The following is a 21339-nucleotide window of genomic DNA, read 5'->3' on the forward strand; positions in this document are numbered from 1 at the left end:
TAATCATGAGTACCGACAATTTTAATCAACAATTAACTTATAACTTAAATCAAGATTTAAATACAGCTCAAGCAAAAAGAGACTTTATGGCAGAGTTGAGTGAGTTAATGTATGCAGAATCATTAAACTCAAATAAGCCTAAAGTAAATGCAGAGGGTCAAGCGACATTATATGCACAGTTTTATAATGATAACGGCGAGGTTCGTAAAGAAATAACAGGAGATGTTAGGCAATACCTACAAAATCAACGAGTGGCAGAAAACAGTCGTTTTTTGGATAAACTCAGAGATTATAATGTTGTAGCATTATCAGGAGATAATTGGGATGGTTATGCGGGAATGGTAATTAGCCCTAAAGGGCAAAATAACAAAGGAATACTTGTAAGTAGAGGCTCAGAGAATATTTTAACTCATCCCAATGACTGGGGTAATAATTTTGAGATGGGAGCTTTAAATATTGCGGATCAGTTAGGAATTGAAGCTCCAGAAAGTAGTTTACAGTTTCAGACATCTAAACAACTTTTAATAGATGCTAGGAAGAATCAGCCTACTTTAAATGAAATCTCAACAACAGGCCATTCTCAAGGTGGGGCAATTGCAATTGCTTTAGAGAAAGTTATTTATCTAACAGATGGATTAACTTTGGGTGAAACTTATGCTTTTAACCCTCCAGGATTTGCAAGTTCAGCAACAGAAGGTTTAAATAAAGATCAAATAGATGTTCTTAAATCAAAAACACATATTTATAGTGTAGCTGGAGATCCAGTTTCAGATATATTATTTACAAATCAACTTGTTGACCCTGTGACAATCTATACTTCTAGTAATGATAAGCATGCTATGGCTAATTTGGTTACAGCGAATCAAAGTACATTTAATCCAGAAAATAATAAATACCTTAACTCAAATGGTAATCTAGATGAGGCAGTATTAGCAGATAGATTAACACTTTTAGATAATGTTATAGAGAGTCAAGAAGGCTTATTAGCTAATAATAGTAGTGTTGAAAATATATGGCTTAAGACATTAAATGATACAGGCCTGGCAGATAATACTAATCCATATAAGCTTATAGAAGCAGCTACATTAGAAAAGCAAGGTTTACAGAATATGCTAGGTAACTTAGATGACTATGGTTATGTAGCATCAAATTATCAAAGTATTGATCTTGCTAATGATATGATGTTAGCTTCAGTTGGCGGACATCAAGGAGAATCTTTAATTAACGCTATAGTAAATAGTGTAAATAAATTACCTACTACAGAAGAAAAAGCTCAGTTTGTAGATTCCCTTAAAAACAGTGATGTTTTTGATAATGTATTAGGCTCAGAAGCTACAGATTCTATGGGTATTCAATCTATTGATGAATTAGTTTTAAGTAAATTCCAACAAGCAGCCACTCAACGTTATGGTGACCCATTAGTAGTCGATCTCGACCGAGACGGCAAACTTGAGACCACATCAGCCAATGGTGATGTACTATTCGATCATGATAACGACGGCCAAGCAACTGGAACTGGGTGGGTCAACGCAGATGATGGTTTACTTGTTAGAGATATAGATGGTTCAGGTACTATTGATAGTGGTAGGGAATTGTTCGGTGATAACACTATAAAGTCAGATGGCACTAAAGCAGTAGATGGCTTTGATGCATTGAATGACTTAGATTCCAATAACAACAATGTTTTTGATAGTAGTGATACAGCCTATGAAGAAGTTAAGGTATGGCAAGATAAAGACCAGGATGGTGTTACTGATGAAGGAGAGCTAACAAGTCTAGCTGATGCTGGTATAGATAGTATTGATCTAAATGCTAAGACTGTAAATCAAAATGTTGAGGGTGGTATCTTACGTAAGACATCTACAGCTACTAACACAGATGGTGGAACTACAGCAGTAGGAGCAATGGATTTTGCTGAGAATAAATTCTATAGTAAATTTGAAGATGTATTAGAAACTTCCCAAGAGTTACAAAACTCAATCAACGTGGCAGGTCAAGGAGCTTTGAGAAGCTTGCATGAAGCAGCTAGCCTATCACCAGATCTTAAAGAGCTACTTACAGGATTATACTCAGGTGATACGCCAGTTACAGATAGTGCTATTCATGAAGTATTGCTTGAATGGGCAAGGACATCACAAAACTTTGAGACATCTTTAGATATATTAGATGGAGTAACATTAGATGATGGCACACAGATAAATGTAGGAATATCTGATAGAGTTAGAAATGTAATAGAACAAACAGCGATTCTAGAGGCTCTGAATGGTAGTAGAATTTTAGAGTATAACATTAGAGATAATGGTGATAGTTATGGCATATATGTTCAAACTGGTGAAGAAGTATTTGATTTTGCTGATGGTGGAGCTACTGTTGTAAAAGGCAATACTGTTAATTTAAATGATTGGGATTTTCATAGGTTAGCAGATAATGGTAGAACAACAGTTATTAATCAAGGATATGTTAGTGCATTAAATTCAATTAAAGATTTAGTCCAAACAAATAGTGTCTTGACTGAAGTACAACCTTTTTTACTAGAAAATATATCATTTGAGCTAGATGATACAGGAGAAGTAGCACTTAATTTTGATGGCATCAGTGAGACTATTATTAATAAAATTAAAGCAGATCCATCTAATGGGTTAAGCTTTTTAGATAAAGTTATCCAAGTAGAAAATTATACTCTACTTAATGACAACTGGAACAGTTCTAATGTTATGAATGGTGATAATTTCACATTAGAAGAAATAGCTGCAATAAATTCACTTAATTACGAGCTTAATGGTAAACGTGTAATTATAGGTACAGATGATATTGATGAATTAGTAGGTACAGATTCTGCAGAGGCTATATACGGTGGATTAGGAGATGATCATATAGATGGAGGAAAAGGAGATGATATTCTATATGGTGGATTAGGAGATGATTATCTAAGCGGAGGCTTAAATGGTAGCGATAAGTTATATGGTGGAGAGGGTAACGATACTATAAGCACAGGAAGAGGGAGTCATATTGAGGTTGAGGGAGGAAAAGGAGATGATTCAATTTACTCATCATACTCAAGTAAGAATGTTGTATATAAATATGATTTAGGAGATGGTTTTGATGTAATTAAGCGAGAAAGTAATTCATATTATGGAGTCCATATAGATCATAAAATAGAATTTGGTGAAAGTATATCTCAATCAGATATTAAATTTGAAAAATCAGGTAATAATCTTATAGTAATGATCAAAGGTGATTCTAGCCAAGGGATAAGAGTAGAAAACTTTTATTCAACAAATAATAAATATAAATCATTAGTAGAAAGTTTTGAGTTTGCGGATGGTAGTGTATTAACAAGATCATCAGGAGTATTTAACTTTGCTCTAGAAGGTAGTGATAATGCAGATGTATTATCAGGAAGTGATCAAAGTGAGAGCTTAACAGGTGATGGTGGAGATGATAGTTTATATGGTCAAAAAGGTAATGATATTTTAGATGGTGGAATAGGTGATGATTATTTAAATGGAGGTTCAGAGCAGGATATCTTATATGGAGGGGCTGGTAACGATAATCTTGATGGAGGAAGTGAGAGTGATATCTTATATGGTGGAGAAGGCGATGATAATTTATATGGTGGCTTTGGTAATGATAAGCTCTATGGAGGATCGGGGGATGATACTATAAACACTGGTCAAGGTGGAACAAGTGAAGTAGAAGGTGGACAAGGTAATGATATTATAATCTCAGGTTATGGAACAAAAGGAAATACATATAGATATAACTTAGGCGATGGTTTTGATGTAATTAAGCGAGAAAGTAATTCATATTATGGAGTCCATATAGATCATAAAATAGAATTTGGTGAAAGTATATCTCAATCAGATATTAAATTTGAAAAATCAGGTAATAATCTTATAGTGATGATCAAAGGTGATTCTAGCCAAGGGATAAGAGTAGAAAACTTTTATTCAACAAATAATAAATATAAATCATTAGTAGAGAGTTTTGAGTTTACGGATGGTAGCGTATTAACAAGATCATCAGGAGTATTTAACTTTGATATAGAAGGTAGTGATAATGCAGATGTATTATCAGGAAGTGATCAAAGTGAGAGCTTAACAGGTAATGGTGGAGATGATAGTTTATATGGTCGCAGAGGTAATGATACTTTAGATGGAGGTCAAGGGTCAGATATTCTCTATGGTGGAGAAGGGAATGATATTTTGTGTGATGAAGAAGGCAATGACGCTTTGTATGGAGAAAGAGGAAATGATATTTTAGATGGAGGAAAGGGTGAAGATCATCTAGATGGAGGTCACGGAAATGATGTACTATTTGGTGGAGAAGGCAATGATACTTTAGATGGTAGTTATGGGGATGATAGAATATATGGAGGCTTAGGAAATGATATTATTTATACAGGAAGTTGGTCATCAGATGATTATGTAGAGGGTGGTAAAGGAAACGATACAATATTTACAAGCTTAGGTACTAGTAAAAGTACTTACAAATATAATCTTGGCGATGGTTTTGATGTAATTCAAAGAGATAAAATTTCTGGTAATTATGTTAATTTTGATCATAAAGTTCTGTTTGGAAATGGAATTAAAAAATCAGATCTAAGTTTTGAAAAACAGGGTAATAATCTTTCAGTTACAATTCAAGGAAATCCTACACAAGGAATGAGGATTAATAATTTCTATGCTTCAAGTACATGGTATAGATCGTTTGTAGATAAGTTTGAATTTGCAAATGGAGATATCTTAAGTAAATCAGATATCAAAATAGGTACTGCTAATAATGATACTCTAGTAGGTAATACTAGAGATAATATTATTACAGGTAATGAAGGCGATGATGTTATCTCTGGTGGTCAAGGAGATGATGTCTTAGCTGGAGGGGCAGGTTCAGATATTTATAATTATTCAACTGGAGATGGTAATGATACTATTAATCTAGCAGGTGATGGCTCTACAGATACTCTAAAGTTAAATGATATTTCAAAAGATGATATATTGTTTTCAAGATCAGATAATGATCTTGAGATTAATTTTCATGATCAATTATCATCATTGATTGTAGATGACTACTTTGAATCACAATTTAATAATGATTCGCTTATTATAGATACTAATGATGAGTTTCAGATGCAATTAGCAGCAAATGCAAATAAGATGGCTGAGATATTGGTAGCAAATACATCAATTGATGAAGATATTGATGGTGGTAGTGTAGATGGTAGTAACCAAGTTACTACACAAGTAGACTCCTCACAATTAGCTGAGCTATGGGTGCCTAAGAATAATGAAAGTGCTTAGGGTAAGCCTTTACTTTTATCTAACTAATATTTATTAGAATCCTTAAACTTCTTGTATAAATGGTCGATGGTTATCTGAATCTTTTTAAGCAAAAAGTATAATACTGGACAAGAATATAAGATTACAATAGAACCAAAAACTATTCCTGTAACTAAAACTGTTGCAATTTGAAATCTACTATTAGCATAGTTACCACTATCAAAAAATAAAGATGCTAGTCCTATTGACATAGCTGATGAAGTTATCATAATAGCTCTAATTCTAGACTTTGAACCGTTTATTATAAAGTTTATAAGATTACTTCCAGATTTTTCGCGGCTATCTATAGCACTACATAATAAAACACAATGCTTTGTCATTAAACCCATTAGCGTAACTAAAGATAGAATTGTATAAATATTGAAACTACCAGCTATTAAATATAGTCCCCATAAGCTAAAACTTATACAAACTGGTAGGCTGCCTAAGATTATAAAAGGCATAAATAAACTATTAAATCTAGCATACATTAATAAATAAAGACCTATTAGAGCAACTGATATAAATAAGATAAAAAATTCTGATAACTCTATTAAAGTTTTCGTTTTTTCAGAATATGAAATACTTGAGTCATCAGGTAAATTATCATTTATTTCCTCGATAAAGTCGATGGCTTGCTTTATATCAACATTTGTCTTAGTAATTGCATGTGCATTTAAAGAAAATTGCTCATTAAACCTAAAAATACTACTAGGAGCATTTGATTTAAAAACATTACAAACTTGTCTAAGTTGTACGTTTTCACCATCATTTTGATTTTTTATACTAATGGATTCTATTTTCGCTAAATCTTTTGAGTCACTATCATCCAGTCTAAATATAATATCATAAATATTATTTCCTTTTTCAAAAACCTCTATTTTGCGTTGATTAAGAAATATATCTAAGGCATCAGCAAAACTTTTTTCAGTTATTCCATATTTTAATAGTTTATTTTTATTGCAATTTACGCCAATATCTTGAACGATTCCTGGAGAAATTGTGTAAAAATCATCAAAAGTATTAGTCATTTTTTCGTTAATAATAGATGCGACTGTTTGAAGATTTTTTGTAGATTTTGAATTGTTAATATAAAAATCTAATTCATAAAAACCTAATGCGTTTCCAGCATTTTTACTTTGAGCAATTCTAGCTGAAATATCTCCTCCAACTGCGATTTTAGCTAATTTATCATTTATGCTCTCAAGAGTTTCTACAGAAACTGACCGATCATTTAGGGTTAACCAGATTTTTGCAACTGGAGATTCTTCAATCATTAAAGAAGATTTGATATTAGAGTCTGATTTTATAGTATTGAATACTTTTTGCATATAAGTATGAATGTATTTTAAACTGGTATTTGGTGAGAAAGTATTCTCTATAATAATCATATCTTTCTTTTCAAATGGCTCAATTTCAACTCTTGAGTTTGTTTTTGCAAAATAGAACCCTAAAAGTGTAATAACAATAATCATGATTATAAAGAAAAATGGTTTTCTTATGATTTTGATCAAAGTTTTTACATATGATTTAGTTATTTTTTTAAAGAGTATGTTAATAAAGTTAGTTACAAAATTATGGTTAGTTACTTTTGCTGATTTTAGAAAAAGTACAGGAGTTAAAGTAAATGCTACTAGAAATGATATAAACATTGAGGATACGATAGTTAAAGCAAACTCTTGTAAAATCCTTCCTATTTCTCCTTCCATAAAAATACATGGAATATAGATGACAGTTAATGTCAACATTAAGATTAATATCGAAATAAATAGATTTTTGATAGCTTGGCGTATACTCGCAAGTGCATCATTATTCTTGTTATAGTAGTATTCCGCATTTTCTAAAATAACTATTGAATCATCAACAACCAGACCAATAGCTAATATTATCGCGAGCATAGTAACATTATTAATCGTATAACCAAATAGATAAAGTGCTATAAAACTACCTGATAAAGATACAGGTATAGCAAGTATGACTATTGATGAATAGCGCAAAGAACCAATTAGCAAATATACTATTATTGATACTAATATAATCGTCTCTATCAAAGTATGAGTAGTATCGCTAAAGGCTTTTGATATTTCACTACTATCATCGATAACTACATTAAACTTTATATTACTATTTGTTTTTGAGTAGTTTTTGATAAATTTATTTATATTTTTTGAGAAAGAAACGGGATTAAAACTATTCTTAACAACTAGTCCTAGTAAAACAACTTTGTTTTCATTACTATAAGCAAGGCTGGTTTCTTCTTTGTCTTTAAGCTCTACTTTTGCTATATTTTTTAGTTTGACTGCTACTCCGTTACTGTTGACTTCGATATTATCAAAATCCTCTACGAGATTGACAAACTTGTTAAAAGAAATATATTCAGTTTTATAATCGTTAGATATTTTTCCCCCAGAAAAGCTAGAGTTCGCTTGTAATATCTCAGCTACTAACTGATCAACAGATATGTCATATTTAAATATCTTATCTATTAAAGCACTAACATAAAGAGTTTTTTCTTTGTTTCCAAACACGATGGCTCTGGAGAAACCATCTACATATTTCAATTTTTGCTTTATATCAAGAATCTGAGAGTTCGATATTTCTTTTCCATTATTAGAATATATAGATATATACATGATTGGGTTAGATGAAAAACTATCAGTTGAGACTATAGGTTCTTTAATACCATAAGGTAATATATTTTTATTTTTAGAAATTAAGTCCCTAACATCATTAATAGAGTTTTGGATAGGTTTACCTGGCTTAATATTTAATTCTATTTTACTTTCGCCAATTTCACTAAACGAACTGATTGATTCAAGACCGTTTATAGTAGATAAAATTTCTTCCATTGGCTTTGTTATTTCTTTTTCAATAAGCTGAGCTTTTACTCCTGGATTATCAATAGTCACATATATGCTTGATACTGGTAATTCAGGAGTCAGTTTGATTTCTAATTTTGAATAACAATATACACCAAGTAAGCATATGATAAGATTTATTACAAAGAAAATACTTCCATGTTGTAGTAGTCTTGAAATCTTAATCACTTTTCTAAACTCACTTTAGCATTTGGATATAATTTTCTACTACTAGCAATAATAACCTTATCATTCTTATCTAATGAAGATGATATTTGTAAGTAGTCATTATAAATTTTACGTACTTCTACAAAAACTTTCTCTGCAGTACCATTGTTATATTTGTAGACAAAATATTGATCATCATCCATAACTACAGCTTGTTTAGGAACTAATATCATTTTATTTTTATCTGAAAACAATACTCTAATCTTGACAAATAAACCAGGAAGTAATTCTCTATCATCATTAGGTATCACACCTTCAATATGTATTGAATGGCTACCATCTCTTGAGATTTCAGAAGATTCAAAAGCATTTACATCAATTAATTTATCTATTGATTGAACATATGCTTGAATGGTAGCTTCTTTACTCTTTTTAAACTTTCTATAATCATCCTCTTCCATATCAAAAGATATTCTAATTTTGTCAATATTATCTATAGTAGCAATCTTATCTTTATCAGTTATATATTCGCCTTCTGAGACATATTTAGATTCTACTATGCCATTTGTGGGTGATAATATATAACTTTTTTCCTTTTCATCTAAACGTTCGTAATATTCTTGTTTATTATTGAGATAGTCCAATCTAAATTTACTATATTCAAAATTACTGGCAGCACCTTTTTCTACAAGCTTTCTCATTGCTTCAGCTTGTTTATATTTAGTTTCATATATTTCTTTTTGGATTTGAATTCTGGAGTCAATTAATTCCGTGTCAAAAGATAATAATAAATCTCCTTTTTTTACAAAAGAGCCTAAAGAAAAAGTAACATTATGAACTACCCCTGATGATTTAGCTCTTACAGTAAAAACTTGATAAGCACTAGTTTTTCCAAATAAATTCAATTCATTATATGAGTCTTGTTCTTTAAGGTTTTCGACCTCAACAACTATTGGTAATTTATTTTTTAAAATTCCTTTGTTTTTTGTAGTTATAGTATGATGTGATTTTTTAGTATACAAAAAAATAGATAGTATACAAATTAAGCCAATAAAGATAATACTGGTTTTTTTATTCATGCTTTATACCTGATCTATTTGAAGGTTTTAACTTTATCGTCTAACTTCACCGGACTACCTTTAACCTCTTTGGGACTGATTTGAGAAGTTTTGACGGGGTTATCTATGCTTGTTTTTCCTAATGAGCTTATTGGTTGTGTAACTGTCATTGGACTGCTTAATACTAAACTAGAGCTTTGATTTATTTCAATTGGAGTTAGCTTTTTGATACTTCCTTTATCATCAATTTTCTTTGATTTTTGTGATAAATGATCAATGCTTTCAAGTTTACTATCTATAGATGATTTGTCAGCACTAGCCATTAAATCATGGCTTTTAGCTTTACTTTCTTGTCCTAACGTAGATGGCTTATCTGACTTTTTCACTTGAGTTTCTATTTTAGTTGGTTTTTTAGTTTGTTGAATCTCTAGCTTAGTTGCTTCTGGCGCTTTGAGAGGTTTTTTTATATTAGTAATTTCTTTTCTATATAGTTCTAATCCTTGACAAACAGCATCGATCTTTTCTTCATGAAATAAGTATTTTTCTAGGAAGTGACTGTCTTTAGTAATGCCAAACCTATCCATATCGGTTAAAAAAATATTAAAATCACTTTCTTTCAAAATTACGTGTGAAGTTATTATTTTTGAAGCATTTAAATTAGCTGGGTCAATGAAACTAGCATTTCCCTTGTCATTATTAGCTTTAAATTCAGAAATAACTACTGAGTTTTCTGGAGAGCTGTGACTAGAAATCATTTTTCTTAAAGCTTCATCATTCTCTGGACCAGACCAACGATTATCATGTGCATTTATCGCCATATCTCTAGGACCACCTATAAGGCTATCTCCTGCAGGGGTTTTAAGATCGAATTTACCTTTTAATATTTTGTTGTTTGGTTTGCCTGTCCCTGTTTTTATACCATCAGCAATCAAAGGATGATATTTTACAGTAACGTTATCTGATTTAGCTTTTTCGAAATTTTCATTTGGACTTTTTCCTTCTTTTATCCCATATTCTTTATAGTGAGTAAATCCATCAGTAATTTTACCTTCGCTTACTGCTTTTGCTATATTTGGATATTTTTTGAGATAATATTTCTCATCAAAAATTGCATTATGAATATTTATACTTTCCTTTAAAGCTATATCAAACTTTTGCTGAACTACAAAATATAAAAGTGTATTATCAACTCTTGTTTGAAGAGAGAGTGCTGGCCACAATGTTCCAAAATTAGGATCATAAGTCGAGATTAGTGGAACATTTGCACTAAAAATATTTTGCACTCCAGTCTCTTGTGTCCAAGAATAATCTTGGGGAGAGCTAATATTTTCTGAAATATAACTAGGTTTTCCATCCATTAGAAAATTTTGTACTTGACTATTATCAGTTGGCCTAACTTTAAATTCTAATTTTTCAGGTTCTACTGTACTAATAACTTGAGCTTTAGGCTCTACTTTAGCAGGATTAGGCTTAGTTTCAGCCGGTTTAGGCTGAGCTTTAGGCTCTACTTTAACAGGAGTAGGTTTAGTTTCAGCCGGTTTAGGCTGAGCTTTAGGCTCTACTTTAACAGGAGTAGGTTTAGTTTCAGCCGGTTTAGGCTGAGCTTTAGGCTCTACTTTAACAGGAGTAGGTTTAGTTTCAGCCGGTTTAGGCTGAGCTTTAGGCTCTACTTTAACAGGAGTAGGTTTAGTTTCAGTAGTTTTAGGCTGAGCTTTAGGCTCTACTTTAACAGGAGTAGGTTTAGTTTCAGCCGGTTTAGGCTGAGCTTTAGGTTCTACTTTAACAGGAGTAGGTTTAGTTTCAGCCGGTTTAGGCTGAGCTTTAGGTTCTACTTTAACAGGAGTAGATTTAGTTTCAGCCGGTTTAGGCTGAGCTTTAGGCTCTACTTTAACAGGAGTAGGTTTAGTTTCAGCCGGTTTAGGCTGAGCTTTAGGCTCTACTTTAACAGGAGTAGGTTTAGTTTCAGCCGGTTTAGGCTGAGCTTTAGGCTCTACTTTAACAGGAGTAGGTTTAGTTTCAGCCGGTTTAGGCTGAGCTTTAGGCTCTACTTTAACAGGAGTAGGTTTAGTTTCAGCCGGTTTAGGCTGAGCTTTAGGCTCTACTTTAACAGGAGTAGGTTTAGTTTCAGCCGGTTTAGGCTGAGCTTTAGGTTCTACTTTAACAGGAGTAGATTTAGTTTCAGCCGGTTTAGGCTGAGCTTTAGGCTCTACTTTAGGGTCTTCCATAGCAAACGTAATTGTGTAGGTAAGCGTAAGCATAAAGCTAGATAAAAAAAGCTTTTGTCGGGTAAACATTTATATTTTCCTATGTTGTTGATTTAATGTAAAAATCTTAAGCACCTGCATTTTATTTGATAAATTTAGTTTTAGATAGATATTTACACAGCAAATATTTTATTAATAGTTACTAAATTTCTAACTATATAAGATAATCAACAAATGTAACTAAGATGTTGCTCACTTGTAAAATTTTGTAATTTTTTTATTTAAAAATGACTTATAATTTAAGTATGGTTACTTTAAATTAAGAATATGTTTTGGAAGTCAAAAGTCGTTGTTTTGGTAATAAACAAGGTCAAGAAATCTATGCTGAATATCACGATAATGAATGGGGTGTTCCCAAACATGATGATAGAGAACTTTTTGAACTTCTTATACTTGAAGGAGCTCAAGCTGGTTTAAATTGGGAAACTATCTTGAAGAAAAGACAAGGTTATCGGCAAGCTTTTTATAACTTTGATCCCATTAAAGTTGCAAGGATGTCAGATTCTGAATTAGAATCTTTACGCTCAAACCCAGGAGTTATTCGTAATAAATTAAAGATTTACTCTGCTAGAAAGAATGCTCAAATATTTCTTAAAATTCAAAAGGAATTTGCTAGTTTTAGTAATTATTTATGGTCATTTGTGAGTCATAAGCCTATAAAAAATAGTTGGCAATCTCACAAAGATGTACCAACATCTACAGCTATTAGTGAGAGAATTTCAAAAGATCTAAAAAAACGAGGTATGAGTTTTGTTGGTCCAATAATTATTTATGCTTATATGCAAGCAGCAGGTTTAGTAAATGATCATTTAGTAAGTTGCTGGTGCTATTCATATTCAAATTAGAAGTTTTGCAATATTATTTGCGGTTTGTTCGATATTTTCAGCGGCATGAGCAAGGATAGTTTTTAAATCTGTATAGTGAGTTATACATGAAAATATAGCATCTATAGCAGAGTTATTTAAATCAGTATCTTTGAGTTCATAACTACCAACTATTGCAATTACTTTTTTGACGCTCTGACTTTTAGCTTTTTGAGCAACTGTAATAGGGATCTTGCCACATAAGCTTTGCTTATCCATTTTACCTTCACCAACAATGACGATATCAACATTATTTAAGTGCTTATCAAATTCGATAGTATCTAAAATTAGCTCAGCACCTGAAACTAGCTCAGCATTTAAAAAAGTTGCTAAAGCAAAACCAACTCCTCCAGCAGCTCCAACACCTGGAACATTTTCACAACTTTTATTTAGATTATTATTACAAAGGTCGGCAAAAGTTTTTATTTTTTCATCTACTTTATTTAATTGATCATCAGTAATGCCTTTTTGTTTACCAAAAGTGTGTGTTGCTCCAGTTTTTCCAAATAACACATTATTTACATCGCAAGCTATTTTAAAACTACAGTCTTTAATTCGATTATCAAAATTGCTCAGATTAATATTTTTTATATCAGATAAGTTATTTGGGCAACAGTGTGTGATAATGTCATTGTTATCATTTAAAAACTCTGCTCCTAATGCTTGTAATAAACCAATACCAGCATCATTAGTTCCACTACCACCGAGAGTTAGTATGAATTTCCTAATCCCCTTATCTAAAGCATCTTTAATAATTTGGCCGAAGCCATAAGTATTCGCGCTGAGAGGATCTCTTTGATTTTGCGGATATAAATTTAAGCCACAACATTGGGCTAACTCTATAATTGCAGTATCTTTATTTATTAGGTAATTAGCTGTAATTATATTACCAAGATGTGCTTTTACTTTTATACTAATATTTTGTGCTAATGATAGATTTTGTCTTATCGCATCAAGTGAACCTTCACCACCATCTGCAACAGGAGTTTTAATATATGTAGCTTTAGGAAATGTTTTTTTAAAACCTCTTTCTATAGCATCACAGACTTTAATAGCTGATAATGATTCTTTAAAAGAGTCAGGCGCAATTACAATTTTCATAAGGGTTTATCTTTGTAATGTTTATAGGTCTTAAAAAACAATTGTATTTTATTTTGCTAATTATTTCATATAATTAAAGTTATTATTAGAATTAAGTTTCTTACATTATGAACGATAATATTTATAAAAAAGTCAGTTGGCGAATTGTTCCTTTCCTTCTTATTTGCTATACATTAGCTTATTTAGATAGAGTTAATGTTTCATTTGCTAAAATACAGATGATCTCTGATTTATCACTTTCAGAAACAGTCTATGGCTTTGGTGCAGGAATATTCTTTATCGGGTACTTTATCTTTGAGGTTCCTAGTAATTATCTTCTAGTTAAGATTGGACCAAGTCGATGGTTAGGCTTTTTGATGGTAGTTTGGGGGATACTGTCAGCTTGTACTATGTTTATTAACTCAGCCACACAATATTATGTTCTAAGGTTTACATTAGGTCTGGCAGAAGCAGGGTTCTTTCCTGGTGTTATTTACTATTTATCAGAGTGGTATCCTTCGCGTAAGAGAGCTAAGGTAACAGCTATTTTCTTCAGTGCAACAGCTTTTTCAGGAATATTTGGTGGACCAATCTCTGGTTTTATAATGGATATCTTTAATCAACATCATTATGATGGCTGGAGAATGTTATTTTTAATCGAGGGAATTCCGACTATTATACTTGGTTTAATGGCGCCAAGAATTTTAAGCTCAATAGATAAAGCAAAGTGGCTAACTCAACAAGATAGAGATTATCTGCATAAACAATTAGAAAAAGATCGTTCAACACATTTACAATATAAGAAGTCAGCCATCTTTTTAGATATTCGAGTTTGGTGGTTATCATTAATTTATTTCTGCGGGATTACCGGCTTATATGCCATTAGTTTTTATTTACCAACTTTAATTGAAGATTCTGGAATAACAAATATTTTTATGATTGGTGTGATATCTGCGATACCATATATTTTTGCAGTGATTGTTATGATTGTTGTGGGAGCAAGTTCTGATTATTTTAAAGAAAGGAAATATCATTTAATTGGAGTAAGTGTGATGGCAGCTGTAGGCTTTGTTGGCATAGGACTATTTGGTGGTAATACCTATTTATCATTAGTCTTTATGTCATTAGCAACAGCAGGGATATTGACATTAATTCCATTATTTTGGAGTTTGCCAGCAGCAATATTAAGTGGTATGGCAGCAGCGATAGCAATAGCTATAATTAACTCAGTAGGTAATTTGTCAGGTTTTGTAACACCATATTTAGTTGGATATATTATTGATACTACAGCATCTATATCTTTAGCTTTATATATGGTGGCTATAGTTGTTTTAGTTGGTGCGATTTTGATTTATGTTTTTCTCAATAAAGCATCAAAAAGTTAGATCTAGTATTTGTCATTATGTTAATTTTTGTTATAATATGATGTCTAGTTTTGTCTAGGCACGTTGAAATAATAACAAAAAGTCAGAAGTCTACTAATAAAAATAATAGGCAGTTCTGAGGATTTAAAATCTAATAAATGGAGTTAGTAAATGTACGCGATAATTAAAAATGGCGGTAAGCAATACAAAGTAAAAGAAGGCGAAGTAGTTAAGCTTGAAAAATTCGATCTTGGTATTGGTGAAAAAGTAGAATTTGATACAGTTTTAATGGGACAAACTGCAGAAGGCGAAGTTAAAATCGGCGCTCCTGTTGTAGAAGGTGCTAAAGTTGTAGCTGAAGTTGTAGAACAAGGACGTAACAAGAAAGTAAAAATTATGAAGTTCCGTCGTCGTAAGCACAGCATGAAGCAACAAGGTCACCGTCAGTATTTTACAGCGGTAAAAGTTTCATCTATTAGTTTATAATTTTATTAAGAATATTTAAGGAGTATACAAATGGCTCATAAGAAAGCTGGTGGTAGTACTAGAAACGGAAGAGATTCAAACCCTAAGTATTTAGGTGTTAAAAGATATGGTGGTGAATTTGTTAAAGCAGGTACAATCATTCTGCGTCAAAGAGGTACAAAGACTCATCCAGGTGTAAACGTAGGTTGTGGTAAAGATCATACTTTATTTGCTCTTAAAGATGGTACTGTTAAGTTCCATACTGGTGGTGCATTAAGTCGTAAGTTTGTTTCAATCGACGAATAATAAATTTCATAATTCATCTATCTTATAAATCAAATAATTTCTTAGTAAGTAATAAATTACAAATATTTATTTTCAATAGAATTTACTATAAAAAATAGCTATTATTTTATATCTTTTAGATATAATAGTATCTTTAATTAAAAGTATTTTTCATGAGTTTTTATTTACCTTTAGTTCTATTTTGTGTTTCTTCAACAGTTACACCTGGACCAAACAATTTGATGTTATTAATATCATCAATAAAATTTGGTATAAGAAGGACGTTTTTTCATTATTTAGGGATATGTTTAGGATTTCCTTTTATGGTATTTGTTATAGGACTTGGTTTAGAATCTATCTTCGCAAGCTATCCAAAATTGCATTTAGTCATAAAAGTTATAGGCGCAGTATATATGATTTGGTTAGCTTTGAAGATAATTTCATCATCAAGTTATAGTGATGAAAAAAATAGTAAACCACTAAACTTTAAACAGGCTGCATTATTTCAATGGGTAAATCCAAAAGCCTGGGTTATGGCTATTGGAGTTATATCTACTTATACAGTTATTAGCAATAATATAAGTTTATTTTTTCAAGTAGTTGTTATATCAATTATTTATATGATTGTTTCATTTTTTTGTACAGGTTTCTGGTTGTTTGGAGGAAATCTTGTAAAAAGAATTTTGAGTGATGAAAAGCATCTGAAAGTATTTAATTTAGTCCTAGGTTTATTGCTTATATTATCTATTGTGATAATGATTTTTGAGTAATCTTATACTTTAGTTTTTCTTCTTTTGAAACCTCATTGATATAAACATACCTGCTAGAACACCTATTACGATTATACTAATCATGATCGTTGCTAGGGCATTTATTTCAGGTGTAGGACCATTTTTAACAGTAGAATAAATATACATAGGTAGAGTAGGATTATCGCTTCCTGCAACAAACTCTGTAACAACAAGATCATCAATAGACAAAGTAAATGTCAATAGCATTGATGTGATAAGAGCTGGAAGTAGCTGAGGTAGGGTAATTGAGAAAAAAGTCTTAATAGGTCCAGCACCTAAATCTAAAGCAGCTTCTTCTAAGGAAATATCTACACTGGCTATTCTTGATTGCATAACTATTGTTACATATGCTGTACACATAGTTACATGAGCTATTACAACAGTCATTGTTCCACGTTCATGAGGCCAACCAATTAGGTGTTGTAATGTTGAAAACATCAATAATAAAGCAACACCTAAAATAATATCAGGAAGTACTAAAGGAGTTGCAACAAGGCCATATAAGAAAGTTCTAGATCTGAAAAATCTAAATCTAGTCATAGCGTATGCAACTATTGTTCCAAGTAATGTTGAAACAATAGAAGTAATAATTGCTATTTTTAAACTGGTAAATGTTGCATTAATAATATCTTCATCATGTATTACTTCATGATACCAGTTAAAAGTAAAACCACCCCATAGATTGATTATTTGTGAGTTACTAAATGAGAAGATAATTAATATTACAAGAGGGATATATAAAAATATTAAACCTACAATAAGCATGATATTACTAAATGTAAATTTTTTCATTGTTTATTCTCCTCTATACAAAAGTTCTTTTTGTTTGGATACGTTGCATCCATAAAATAGGTAATACTAAAACAACTATTAACACTACAGATATTGCTGCAGCCATTCCCCAATTGTTAGATGTAAAGAACTCTTCCCAAATAACATTACCAATCATTAGAGAGCCCATGCCGCCCATAATCTGAGGTACAACAACTTCACCAATTGCAGGGATAAATATTAGTAAGCTTCCAGCAATTAGTCCAGGCATAGATAGAGGTAATGTGATTTTAAAGAATGAGTTAATAGGTTTAGAACCTAAATCTTCAGCTGCATCATACAAGCTTGGGTCAATCTTTATTAAAGTGCTATATAGAGGCAATACTAAGAATGGTAAGTAGCAATATACCATACCAAGATACATTGAAAAGTCATTATAAAGTAATGCCATACTAGGAAGACCCAAGCTCATTAAAAATTTATTAAAAGTATGGTTACCAAGTAGAGTTACCCATGCATAAGTTCTAAGTAAGAAAGAAGTCCAATACGGTATAACTATCAATACTAGGAAAAAAAGTTGTGTATTTTTTTTAGCTCTTGATAGGGCTAATGCCATAGGGTAGCCAATTAAAATACATAAAGCTGTTGTTATAAACGCAACTTTAAAAGATTTAAGTAAAGATATAAATACTAAATTGTAATGGGCTAGTTCAATATAATTACTTAGATATAGTGTGAAATGTAGGGTCGTTTGCTTATACTCTAATAAAGATGTTACTGGAGGAGTCCCATCTGAAGGTAAAGTAAAGCTCATACCAATTACAAATAAAAATGGCACAAGCAAAAAGACTACAAACCATACAAAGGGTATTAGATAGACTATTGTATGTCTAAAGCTTTTTTCTAAGTTTTGCATTATGAGTACAGCACCATTATGTTTTCGGATTCCCAAGTAAGATATACTTCATCATCCCAAGAAGGGTGATCAGCATTTCTCTCTATATTAAAATCCGTAGATTTTACTATATAACCATTTGTAGTTCTTACATGGTAAGTTGATAGTCCACCCATATAAGCGATATCCTCAACTACACCTTTAATACAGTTTACAGGATTTTGAGGGTCATAGTCACTTGGTCTTTCTTTACTTATAACTATTTTCTCTGGTCTTAAACCAACCCAGATTTCTTGATCTTCAATAGCTTCTATATTCCTATTTAATACAAAAGATGTCCCAGCTTGTTCTGAGGTTATAACACTGCGAGTCCTACCTACTTCTTCGACACGACCTTCAAATATAGTACTTTTACCAATAAAGTTAGCAACAAATTTACTTTTAGGGAATTCATATATTTCAGAAGGAGTACTAACTTGCTCTAGCCATCCTTCAGACATAATTCCTATTCGAGTAGACATTGTCATAGCTTCTTCTTGATCATGAGTTACCATTATAAAGGTACTTCCTGTTTGTTCTTGAATATCAACAAGTTCAAATTGCATTTGATCACGTAGATTCTTATCTAGGGCTGATAGTGGTTCATCAAGTAATATTAGCTTAGGTCTTTTTGCTAAACATCTAGCTAAAGCAACACGTTGGCGTTGGCCACCAGATAATTGATGAGGCTTTCTTTTGGATAGATGATCCATTTTGATAATTTTAAGAGCTCTATCAGTAGCTTTCTCGATATCTTCTTTACTTAGAGATTTTTCCTGTTTCAGTCCAAACATGATATTTTGCTTTATATTCATATGAGGAAATAATGCATATGACTGAAACATCATGTTTACAGGTCTTTTGTATGGAGGTGTATTTGACATATCTACACCATCGATAATAATTTTACCATCAGTTGGTTTTTCAAAACCTGCTAACATTCTTAGAAGGGTACTTTTCCCGCTACCTGAACCTCCAAGTAGCGAAAAAAACTCCTTTGGATAAACCTCCAGGTTGACAGAGTCAACTGCTAGATGCCCATCATCAAATTGTTTAGATAGGTTTTTTATAGAAACCAGGGGTTTTTTGGAAGATCTTTGCATCTTTAGGATTCTATAGATTTAATAAGAATGCTTAATAATAAGCAATTTTTGTATAGAAAAAAAGTAAATTTTAATTCAAAGTGTTGCTAGAGTAAGTAGTTTAAAAATAAATTAATAAATTATATGATTGAAATTAAATATATAAGAATTGCAAAACTTAATTTTAGTAAGATTATTTTATTGTATTTGATCTATTAAGTGAGCTAAAAAATATCACACGCTTATAAATATGTAAGGAGTTATAATGAAAGAAAGTAATTATGCAACACCTGAAAAGATGTTAAAAGACGGAATTGATGGGGATACTTTTAATGGAGTATTTATTCGTAAAGGTACTATAGCTGCAGCTATTAAAAATGCTCAGATATTAGAAAATCCGAAATCAAGTAAACAAGATAAAGAGAAAGCTTTGGAGTATTTAAAAGATGCTATACCAAAATTAAACAAAGCATTTGGTATGAATAAGGTTCTCTCTTGGAAAAATAACAAACTTAATAGTTTTTAACCTGTTAAAAAATCTCCTTTGATATTTAGCTCTCTTGATCATATAAACCTTACTTAATTAATAACTAAAGGTATAATAAATATATATAATGTTTTGTTTGTGAGTAACAATGAGTAAATTATCCTCAGCTTTTACTAGTGTCAATCAAGAATTCTTAAACCATGTATTAAAGCCTGAAATATCAAATTTGCCAAGTTGGTTTAGTGGACAAGTGTTACGGATTGGACCTGCTAAGTTTGAATATGGGAAGATGAAGTTAAATCACTGGTTTGATGGTTTAGCGATGTTATATAGATTTGATAGTAATGGAAAAGATATTTGCTTTTCAAATAAGTACTTAGAATCAGAGCAATATTTTGCTGCAAAAAAAGGCAGAATGAAATATGATGAGTTTGGTACAATGGTTCCATCAAAGTTTAGTAAAATAGCTGCAATAATAAAGACAATTTTTGGTTTACAAATTGAAAAACCAAGTTTTAATGTAAATATTCTTAATTTAAAAAATAAATTACTAGCTACTAGTGAAGTTACTACAATGCTTGAGTTTGATAGAGAAAATCTTCAGACATTAGAAGAGTTTAAATTTACTGATGGACTTAAAGGACAGTTTAGTTGCGCACATCCTCAGGTTGATCCAGTTACAAAAGAGCAGTTTAATTTCGTCGTTGATATTTCTAAAGATTGTAAATATAGCCTTTATAAAGTCTCAAAAGATAGTTGTGAAAGAGAGATATTACACCAGTTTTCTAATCAACAGTTTATTTATAATCATACTTTGTTTTTAACAAAAAATTACGTTGTGCTATATTTAGGTCCTTTAAGAGCTAATCCAATAGACTTTCTATCTAAACCAATTTCAGAAGTTATATCTCATGATAACAATGCAAAGTGTCAGTTGCTAATAGTAAATAGAAATACACATGAAACAAAACTTATTGATGCTCCTAGTTTTGTTATGTTGCATAGTGCAAATGCTTTTGAGAAAGATCAAAAGATTCATCTAGATTTTATAGAGTATACAGATAACTTAGAGCCTTACAAAAAGTTTTATTTTGAAAATATAAATAACGATGATTGTAAGCTTGAAATGCAGATTAGTAGGGTGATTATAGACCTTGAAAATAATTTAGCTGAAAAAGTAAAAATTGCAGATAGAAACGCTGAATTTGCGAGAATTAATGAAAAATTTCTGACTAAAAATTATCAGTTTATGTATTTGGCAAACCGTAAAGATCAAGCCGAGTTCTTTAATAGTATAATAAAAATAGACTTACATAATAATAGTATTTCTGAGTATGATTTTGGTGATGATTATGTTTCAGAACCTGTTTTTATTGCCAATCCTGGGGCAAAGAGCGAAGATGATGGTTTAATTTTTGTAAATATAATCGATAGTAGTAAAAAGCTAAGTTATATTGCCTATTTAAATGCAACTGATTTAAGTCTAATATATAAAGCATATTTACCAATCCAAATTCCTCCAGCACTACATGGAATTTATCTAAAGTAGAA

General features: G+C 31.3%; 15 protein-coding genes. 8 read left to right on the plus strand and 7 right to left on the minus strand.

Translation table 11 applies throughout. From position 1 onward, the window contains the following. Positions 1 to 5 precede the first annotated feature (5 nt). Positions 6 to 5300 (plus strand): calcium-binding protein, encoded by a 5295-nt coding sequence (locus F7310_RS10830; protein ID WP_072711868.1) that lies wholly within the window; start codon positions 6 to 8, stop codon positions 5298 to 5300. A 23-nt stretch (positions 5301 to 5323) separates the two neighbouring features. Here F7310_RS10830 and F7310_RS03720 read toward each other — a convergent pair whose 3' ends face one another. From F7310_RS03720 to F7310_RS03730, 3 genes are read right to left on the minus strand one after another with little or no spacing between them, the layout of a single operon-like run. Further along, positions 5324 to 8365 (minus strand): efflux RND transporter permease subunit, encoded by a 3042-nt coding sequence (locus tag F7310_RS03720; protein WP_072711869.1) that lies wholly within the window; start codon positions 8363 to 8365, stop codon positions 5324 to 5326. Next, positions 8362 to 9423, minus strand: coding sequence for an efflux RND transporter periplasmic adaptor subunit (locus F7310_RS03725; RefSeq protein WP_072711871.1), 1062 nt, complete (start codon positions 9421 to 9423; stop codon positions 8362 to 8364). The genes F7310_RS03720 and F7310_RS03725 overlap by 4 nt, the downstream gene beginning before the upstream one ends. Positions 9424 to 9437: 14 nt before the next feature. After that, positions 9438 to 11696, minus strand: a complete 2259-nt coding sequence (locus tag F7310_RS03730; protein ID WP_072711873.1) for a hypothetical protein — start codon at positions 11694 to 11696, stop codon at positions 9438 to 9440. Between the two features lie 242 nt (positions 11697 to 11938). Here F7310_RS03730 and F7310_RS03735 point away from each other — a divergent pair, with 242 nt between their 5' ends. Beyond that, positions 11939 to 12511, plus strand: coding sequence for a DNA-3-methyladenine glycosylase I (locus F7310_RS03735; protein WP_072711875.1), 573 nt, complete (start codon positions 11939 to 11941; stop codon positions 12509 to 12511). Here F7310_RS03735 and F7310_RS03740 read toward each other — a convergent pair. Further along, on the minus strand, positions 12503 to 13630 hold the full coding sequence (locus F7310_RS03740) for a glycerate kinase (protein WP_072711876.1): 1128 nt from the start codon (positions 13628 to 13630) through the stop codon (positions 12503 to 12505). The genes F7310_RS03735 and F7310_RS03740 overlap by 9 nt on opposite strands. A gap of 107 nt (positions 13631 to 13737) precedes the next feature. Between F7310_RS03740 and F7310_RS03745 the strand changes: the two genes are divergently transcribed. From F7310_RS03745 to F7310_RS03765, 4 genes are all read left to right on the plus strand, one after another. Further along, a complete protein-coding gene (locus F7310_RS03745) occupies positions 13738 to 14994 on the plus strand; it encodes an MFS transporter (protein WP_072711878.1) in 1257 nt (418 codons plus the stop codon). A gap of 150 nt (positions 14995 to 15144) precedes the next feature. Next, positions 15145 to 15459 (plus strand): 50S ribosomal protein L21, encoded by a 315-nt coding sequence (gene rplU / locus F7310_RS03755; protein WP_072711879.1) that lies wholly within the window; start codon positions 15145 to 15147, stop codon positions 15457 to 15459. Positions 15460 to 15489: 30 nt separating this feature from the next. Further along, positions 15490 to 15744: a 50S ribosomal protein L27 gene (gene rpmA, locus F7310_RS03760; RefSeq protein ID WP_072711881.1), complete on the plus strand. Its 255-nt coding sequence runs from the start codon at positions 15490 to 15492 to the stop codon at positions 15742 to 15744. 152 nt (positions 15745 to 15896) lie between these two features. After that, on the plus strand, positions 15897 to 16493 hold the full coding sequence (locus tag F7310_RS03765) for a LysE family translocator (protein WP_072711882.1): 597 nt from the start codon (positions 15897 to 15899) through the stop codon (positions 16491 to 16493). A gap of 9 nt (positions 16494 to 16502) precedes the next feature. Here F7310_RS03765 and F7310_RS03770 read toward each other — a convergent pair whose 3' ends face one another. The 3 genes from F7310_RS03770 to F7310_RS03780 are packed head-to-tail and all read right to left on the minus strand — an operon-like array spanning position 16503 to position 19322. Beyond that, positions 16503 to 17306 carry an ABC transporter permease gene (locus F7310_RS03770; RefSeq protein WP_072711884.1) on the minus strand — a complete coding sequence of 268 codons (804 nt, stop codon included), beginning with the start codon at positions 17304 to 17306 and terminating at the stop codon, positions 16503 to 16505. A gap of 13 nt (positions 17307 to 17319) precedes the next feature. Beyond that, positions 17320 to 18201, minus strand: a complete 882-nt coding sequence (locus F7310_RS03775; protein WP_072711885.1) for an ABC transporter permease — start codon at positions 18199 to 18201, stop codon at positions 17320 to 17322. Then, on the minus strand, positions 18201 to 19322 hold the full coding sequence (locus F7310_RS03780; protein WP_072711886.1) for an ABC transporter ATP-binding protein: 1122 nt from the start codon (positions 19320 to 19322) through the stop codon (positions 18201 to 18203). The genes F7310_RS03775 and F7310_RS03780 overlap by 1 nt, the downstream gene beginning before the upstream one ends. Before the next feature lie 244 nt (positions 19323 to 19566). Here F7310_RS03780 and F7310_RS03785 point away from each other — a divergent pair, with 244 nt between their 5' ends. Beyond that, positions 19567 to 19827 carry a hypothetical protein gene (locus tag F7310_RS03785; protein WP_072711888.1) on the plus strand — a complete coding sequence of 87 codons (261 nt, stop codon included), beginning with the start codon at positions 19567 to 19569 and terminating at the stop codon, positions 19825 to 19827. A gap of 109 nt (positions 19828 to 19936) precedes the next feature. Continuing rightward, the gene (locus F7310_RS03790) at positions 19937 to 21337 is read left to right on the plus strand and encodes a carotenoid oxygenase family protein (protein ID WP_072711889.1); all 1401 of its coding nucleotides are present in this window, start codon (positions 19937 to 19939) and stop codon (positions 21335 to 21337) included. Positions 21338 to 21339 lie beyond the last annotated feature (2 nt).

Origin of the sequence: Francisella uliginis (assembly GCF_001895265.1) — a bacterium.
In the GTDB taxonomy this organism is placed as follows: domain Bacteria; phylum Pseudomonadota; class Gammaproteobacteria; order Francisellales; family Francisellaceae; genus Francisella; species Francisella uliginis.